Source organism: Pseudomonadota bacterium, from assembly GCA_010028905.1.
Lineage (GTDB): Bacteria > Vulcanimicrobiota > Xenobia > RGZZ01 > RGZZ01 > RGZZ01.
In genome coordinates this window covers 1-5049 of sequence record RGZZ01000369.1, presented here as the reverse complement: position 1 = coordinate 5049, position 5049 = coordinate 1, and the positions used below count along the sequence as shown (strand labels likewise).

The window sequence follows — 5049 nt, the reverse complement described above, 5'->3', positions numbered from 1 at the left end:
GACCGGTGCGGGAGCCCTTATGCTGAGCGGAACAGCGGCGGCTGCGCCCGCGGCTGTCGGGTACATCGGCTACAGCGCAACGCGCGCATTGATGAGCGCTCACCTGGGCGAGGGCCCGAGCGGCGACGAGCGGGTGACGGCCAACCTCGATCTTGCGTTCAATGAAGGCGAGAATCACGAGAAAGAGGCGCTCGACAGCCGCAATCATCACTACGCTGCCGAAACCTGCGGCCTGGAGCGCCTCTCGGCGGAGCAGATCCACGATCGTGGAGAGAGCCGTCACGCCGTGACCCGCGCGATTCTCTGCGCCCAGCAAGAGGGAGAGGACGCGCGTGCGAGAGGCAGCGCCGAGGGCGCGCACTACGCAGAGGTTCGCGTCGATCAGCTCCGGGCCGCGCAGCGCCGCGTCAACGACGTCTACGGTCAGTCGCCGCGCAACTAACGTCCAGCGCCAGCGCGGCGCTGGCGCATTCGGGTCAGGTCAATGTCGCTGAAATGAAGAGAGGAACGAAATCCCATGAATGAAGAGATCGATTACACGGCACCCATGAAGCCCTCCAGCCTGTTGGGACTGCTACTGATCGCGGCAGGCATGATCATTCTGATCTTCGGCGAGGTCATGAGCACGATGATGGGCGCCTGGCTGTGGAAAGGCCCCACGACTGTCTCGGGCGTACTCGTGCCGCTGGCGCTTCACGCCTTCTTCGGCCTCGCGGCCTTGTTCGGCGTCTGGACGTCGATGCATGGGGTGGGCATGTGCACGCGCCGCACTGCGGGTGTGCGCCACGAAGCTTGCGAGGAGCAGAAGCCCAACGGTATCGTTTGGAACGCCTGAGCCCTGCGAGAAGATCAGTCAGTGTCCGCTGCTCGAGCTTGTGCGCGAGGGGACGGACGGAACATCACACACCGTTCGCGGACGGGTTGCATTGGCGGTAGGTTCACATCAGGTCGGGGCCCCACCACAGCGTGTGCAAGAGAAGCAGCAGCGCGATTGCGAACACGCGACGGTCGAGGACGCGCAGGCGCTCCATGGTCGTCAGACGTTCGACATCTCTCGCGCTCGCCCCGCTCTCGTGATGTTCGTCACGTTGTCAACATGCGCGCCGGAACTGTTCACAGCGATGTCGTCTCTGTTCACATCGTCGCAACATCGCGTCAATGCACCTGCGCCAGGCGTGTAACAGGGCCGTGGGAAGATGGGGGCACGAAGAGGAGGATGTTGACGATGTCACTTGTTGAACCCGAGTTCCCGATACAGGTATCCAGCGCTCAGGCAGAAGCCCTGACGCATGATGAGATAGCGATCTCTGACGACCGCTCGGTCTGCGGCGCCTACCCCGCCGTCTGCATGATGTGTGGAGACGCTGCGGCCACCCGCATGGACCCCCGTGTCTTCACGTGGGTGAACCCCTGGATGCTGCTCCTGCTGGTTCTTGGACCGCTCGGACTGTTCTGGCTGCTCGGAAGCGACGAGAAGCGTACTGTCATGGTGTACACGTGCGCGGGGTGTCGTCCGCGCTCGTGGGGGCTGCGCCGCGATGAGATCGCGGCGGTATGCGCGCTGTTCTTGAGCTCGATGGCGCTGATTGCGATGCTGTGTGTCGATTACGACATGGCGACCATTCACATGACCGCTGTCGTCGTCATCGCGCTGCTCGCCCATCTGCTGCTCGGCGTCCGAAAGGGACGCATCTGGGCGTCACGCATGACCCATGACGCGGTGGTGCTGCGGCTTCCCAATGTGCGGTACGCCTCGGTGTTCTACGGGCACATGCGCGCTCCCGTTGTCGAGAAGATCGCGACCCCTTCCGACGCGTGGGTGACGCGTACCAGCCCTTCTGTTCACAACGGTGTGCGAAAGCGTTCACATCGGGTAACACGACGTTCACATCGGGGCAACACCTCAGAAACCTAGGTGCCCTCGTTCGTTCACACCCCCGCGATATGCTTGAGACACGAAGAGATGGAAGGACGCTGAAGACATGGAGATGCTGCTCTCGACCGCAGTGACCCTGGTGGGCAACAAGCAGGCCCAGACGTTTGTGAAGGACACCGTGAACACCCTCAGTGCGGGGGCGAAGAAGCTGGCGCGCACGATGCGTCGCGCTCCACTCCATCACGTGCGCGCAACGCCCCTTTCCGCGCGCACGTCGATGGCCAGTGACAAGGGTGGGCCGTCGACACGGGCTGCTGCGCCCAAGGACGTGTTCACCCCCACGACCCAGAGCGCCGCCGATCGGCGTCACGCTGAGCAGCAGGCCCAGCTCAAGCAGCGCATGGCGGGCCTTCGCAGCGGGCAGCTGCTCGCGGAGCGGCAGGCAGACGGCCGGCTGGTCTTCCTCCCCAACCCCAACGCCCCTGAGAAGTCGGTCTGGGCCGCTCACGCCGACTACCTGGCGAACGGATATGGCACTGACGTCATGAACTTCGGTCACGGCGAGGTGATGGGAATGGGCAGCGTGCTCAAGGACACTGTCGAGGGACTTGCGCACGTGGCCATGAACCCCCGCGCCACGGCCGCCGCGGTGAGCGATGCGGTGACCGATGCTGCCGCGAATCCTCTCGCAACCGCTCGCCGGGGCGCGAGCTGGGCGCGAGAGACGCTTCACGATGTGGCAAAGCCCTTCGTGAAGGGAGACATGGAGGGCATGGGCCAGGTCTTCGGTAAGGGCCTGGGGCATGCGGGCGTGCTCTTCGGCGGTGGCATGGCCACTCGCGCGGCGGCCACCCGCATGGGGGCGATGGCGCGCACGGGCGTGCAGCGGGTCGCGGGCGCGGCCAGCGAGGCAACCACCCGCGCTGTGTCACTGACGGAGGCGGGCGCCAGTCGTCTTTCCGACTCTGCGCGATGGCTGGGAGGCCAGGGCAGAGAGCTGCTCGACGAGCTGAAGGATCTCGTGGGCAACGTGGGGAGGGGAGCTGAGGGGGGCGTCACATCGACGCCTGTGCAGGTTCGGTCGACCGCGGTTTCCCAGATCGCGAACACGTCTGGCACCCAGGCCGTCCGCTCAACGTCGTCGGGGGTGCGCTACCTCGGACGCGCCACCGACCTCACCGAGAGCCTCTCTCGCTACACCCCCACGGGTGTCGACAGCGGCAGCAGCGAGTGGCTCTCGAACATGGACAGGCTGCGGCGCATGGCCCAGGGCGGGCGCTGACGATGGCGTGAGAGGCGCCCCTTTTATGGAACGCTCAGGGGAAAGCCTTCGCACAGCGCATTGCCGTCCGCGCGCCGCGCGGGTGCAGCCTGGTGGCTGTGCCCCGTTACGGGCTGTCGAACAGGCGCCGCTTCACCGCTTCATCGAGGCACAGCGTGAGCCGTCCGAGCTGGCGCTGCAAGACTCCCGCAAATGCACCGCTCGATGCGTCGTAGACCCCGTTGCCTTGCTTGCGGCATTCTGATAGTAGGTCTGCGCGTTCTCGTAGTTGCTGCCGGCATTCTCGTAATTGGTGAGTGCATTGCTGTAGTTCGTCGGCGCGTTCTTGTAGCTCGTCGGCGACTGATCATAGGGGAGTGAGCGCACGTTGATCGAAACGACTGGCATGTCATCGGCGAGTGCGGGAGAGGCACCGAGGCAGAGCGACACGATGAGTGCCGTCACGGTCCACCGCAGGGGGGAGTGACGCCTGGCTTGGTGCGGGGGAACGCATTGGGGGGGCTGGTGATGGGGGCACGGGCGTGTTCCTCTCGGGAGGTTTTGAGGTCAGGCACAGCGGGGCGCTGGTGGTTACGGGGCCACCACTCCCACTTCGTCTGGGGTTATCGGCAGACACTCCCAGACGAGCAGGGAGTATCTGGGTGCGATTGCCGCCTCTATCCTCGTTGACCCCTCGAAGCCGAACATCCGCAAGCCAGGCGGGCTGCCCCCCGCCCCGCTCACCCTCGCGCAGTGAACACCCGGGCGATGTCTTCCTGCCACGCGGCATTGCGCGGCGTCTTGAGCTCGTAGAGGCCTGGGGTGCGCGCGTAGCCCGCGGTGACCTGCCAGAGGTCGAGGGCCGCCTGCCCTGTGGGCCCCGGCAGCACGACCGGACCGAACACCGCCTTCTCGCGTGCCTGCGCCGTGGCGGGGAAGACGATGGTGGGCACCCCGAACGCCTCATAGGCCTCGAGAGCGTGCGCGTGGTCGGCGCGCACGTCGTCGTGGGTGGTGGGGTCGGCCAGGGCGGCGTCGTAGTCGGCGGGGTCGGCGCCGATGGACGCGAGCAGCTCGCGGGCCACGGCGGGGTCGTGGAACTTGCGACCCTGCTCGTGGCGGGCCTTTCCGCAGGCCGCGTACCACGCGTCGCACAGGGCCTCGTCACGGCGTCGGAGGAATGCGGCAACCCGCAGCGCGGCGTAGCCGGGGGGTGAGGTGTCGCGGTCCCACACGTGCGGGGCATCGCCGCGGTTCACCTCTTCGACGCTGAAGAAGCGCCACTTGATGGTGAGCCCGGTCTGGCGTCGCACGTCTCGGGCCCAGATCGCGGTCTGGTATGCGAACGGGCAGAGGGGATCGAAGTAGAAGTCGATGGTGTTCGTTGAGTCTGTCATGCGGCGCCTCTTCGGCAGACCAATGGAGGACCCTGCCGCAAGGTGCGGGTCTCTGGGTGGGCGTGACGCATCACGCAGCGCGTGGGAACGGGTCGCGGCAGGAAGCGCCTACGCCACGGGGTCGGGATTCTCTCCTCGCGCGATGACGGCGGCGTCGGCCATGCCCACGGCGTAGCCGGCTTTGAAGGTGGCCAGGAGCCACTCGGTCTGCTCGGTGGATGTGTGCCCGGCGAGGGCCTGTGCCTCATCGCCCGTGTGCAGGTTCTGGTGCTTGCCGTAGCCGGCCAGCAGCTGCAGATCGTCGATGGGCATGGTGGCCCACTCGCCCTGGGCCACCTCTCGCGCTTTGTCCATTCCCGCCACGAGCAGGTCGCGCTTTCCCTCGAGTCCTGCGGGCACGGGGAGGGAGGCTTTCGGCAGGGCCTGATGCGCGGTGAGCATCACGAGGCCATCGAGGGCGCCGCACAGCATGCCAGACTGCATGGCGGCAAGCGCCGCCGCGCGCGAGATGGTTC

Annotated in this window: 7 protein-coding genes; 4 read left to right on the top strand and 3 right to left on the bottom strand. The window is 66.3% G+C overall.

The features are described from left to right. Positions 1-19: 19 nt before the first annotated feature. From EB084_19255 to EB084_19240, 4 genes are all read left to right on the top strand, one after another. On the top strand, positions 20-442 hold the full coding sequence (locus EB084_19255; GenBank protein ID NDD30401.1) for a hypothetical protein: 423 nt from the start codon (positions 20-22) through the stop codon (positions 440-442). A gap of 75 nt (positions 443-517) precedes the next feature. Continuing rightward, a complete protein-coding gene (locus tag EB084_19250; GenBank protein NDD30400.1) occupies positions 518-835 on the top strand; it encodes a hypothetical protein in 318 nt (105 codons plus the stop codon). A 390-nt stretch (positions 836-1225) separates the two neighbouring features. Continuing rightward, entirely contained in the window at positions 1226-1915 is a 690-nt protein-coding gene (locus EB084_19245) for a hypothetical protein (protein NDD30399.1), read from the top strand. A 67-nt stretch (positions 1916-1982) separates the two neighbouring features. Then, the gene (locus EB084_19240; GenBank protein ID NDD30398.1) at positions 1983-3158 is read left to right on the top strand and encodes a hypothetical protein; all 1176 of its coding nucleotides are present in this window, start codon (positions 1983-1985) and stop codon (positions 3156-3158) included. A gap of 132 nt (positions 3159-3290) precedes the next feature. Here EB084_19240 and EB084_19235 read toward each other — a convergent pair whose 3' ends face one another. From EB084_19235 to EB084_19225, 3 genes are all read right to left on the bottom strand, one after another. Then, a complete protein-coding gene (locus EB084_19235) occupies positions 3291-3602 on the bottom strand; it encodes a hypothetical protein (protein NDD30397.1) in 312 nt (103 codons plus the stop codon). A gap of 275 nt (positions 3603-3877) precedes the next feature. Further along, positions 3878-4534, bottom strand: a complete 657-nt coding sequence (locus tag EB084_19230) for a hypothetical protein (protein NDD30396.1) — start codon at positions 4532-4534, stop codon at positions 3878-3880. A gap of 108 nt (positions 4535-4642) precedes the next feature. After that, on the bottom strand, positions 4643-5049 hold a 407-nt coding region (locus EB084_19225), incomplete at its 5' end, for a hypothetical protein (GenBank protein ID NDD30395.1).